The sequence below is a fragment of the Phyllobacterium sp. P5_D12 genome (genome assembly GCF_054049495.1).
Map to the genome: position 1 here is coordinate 1 of NZ_JBFUMG010000908.1, position 1208 is coordinate 1208.

3 protein-coding genes are annotated in these 1208 nt (G+C 52.0%); 2 read left to right on the forward strand and 1 reads right to left on the reverse strand.

Features of this window, described 5'->3' with window-relative positions; translation table 11 throughout:
- Positions 1–329, forward strand: a 329-nt coding sequence (locus tag ACXJ5O_RS27515) for a DNA gyrase C-terminal beta-propeller domain-containing protein (RefSeq protein ID WP_457302679.1), incomplete at its 5' end; no start/stop codon positions are given.
- 16 nt (positions 330–345) lie between these two features.
- Here ACXJ5O_RS27515 and ACXJ5O_RS27520 read toward each other — a convergent pair.
- Positions 346–486, reverse strand: coding sequence for a hypothetical protein (locus ACXJ5O_RS27520; protein ID WP_457302680.1), 141 nt, complete (start codon positions 484–486; stop codon positions 346–348).
- Between the two features lie 186 nt (positions 487–672).
- Here ACXJ5O_RS27520 and coaD point away from each other — a divergent pair, with 186 nt between their 5' ends.
- Positions 673–1167 carry a pantetheine-phosphate adenylyltransferase gene (gene coaD / locus ACXJ5O_RS27525; protein WP_457302681.1) on the forward strand — a complete coding sequence of 165 codons (495 nt, stop codon included), beginning with the start codon at positions 673–675 and terminating at the stop codon, positions 1165–1167.
- Positions 1168–1208 lie beyond the last annotated feature (41 nt).

Sequence of the window (1208 nt, forward strand, 5' to 3'; positions counted from 1 at the left end):
TTTCTGGACGGGGTGGCAAGGGTATTCGCGCGACCGATACTTCGAAAACCGATGAGATTGGCAAGCTCGTATCCTTGTTCCCGGTAGAAGCGTCGGATCAGATCCTGCTTGTCTCCGATGGGGGGCAACTGATCCGCGTGCCGGTTAACGGCATCCGTATTGCCGGGCGCTCCACAAAGGGCGTCACGATATTCAATACAGCCGATGGCGAGAAGGTTGTTTCGGTAGAGCGGATTTCGGAAACCGAAACCGATGAAATCGAGGCTGAAACCGTACTTGAAGGTGAAGTCGTGTCATCGGACACAACAGACGGCTCTGAAGAAATTTAGAGTTGTTTGTTTGCGATCAGTGATCGCGACGGGGATGATAGACACCAAAACGGGAAGTCTTAACCGAGGCTTCCCGTTTTTTGTTCTCTTCGATGATCATGATCAATGCTGAAACCATCATGGCAACCATCATAGCAATGCTTAGAAGAATAAACATGAATTTGTCCCTTCGATCTTGCTGTCTTTCATGGTTAGCAACGTGCTAACTTCGAAATGGTTTCATCTGATTGTTTCACACATAGTTGAGAGAGCCTGAATGCTTGCTGATTGCCACGTTCATCTCCCGTTCATCTGATCGATTGCCGACCATTGAAAGCGCCAGACAAAAAGGCTAGGAAGCGGCATGACAATCGCGATCTATGCGGGATCATTCGATCCCATTACCAACGGCCATATGGATGTCCTGCAGGGCTCGCTCCGGCTTGCGGACAAGGTTTTCGTGGCGATCGGTGTTCACCCGGGCAAAGCGCCGCTGTTTTCGTTCGAAGAACGCGTCGATCTGATCAAGCGGGTTGCGACCGATGTTTTCGGCAAGGATGGCGAGCGGATCGACGTTATCGCATTCGATGGTTTGCTGATCGACGCTGCGCGCAAATATGGTGCGTCCCTGATGGTTCGCGGTTTGCGTGATGGTACCGATCTTGACTATGAAATGCAGATGGCTGGCATGAATGGCAAGATGGCGCCCGAGCTGCAAACGGTATTCCTGCCGGCCGATCCTGCGGTTCGCGCCATTACTGCCACATTGGTTCGCCAGATTGCAGCCATGGGCGGCGACGTCCGGCATTTTGTTCCCGCTCTTGTAGCCGACGCACTCAAGACAAAATTCAAATCCTGACCCCGGAGTTTTCCATGTCCGTATTTCGCACAGCATTGCTC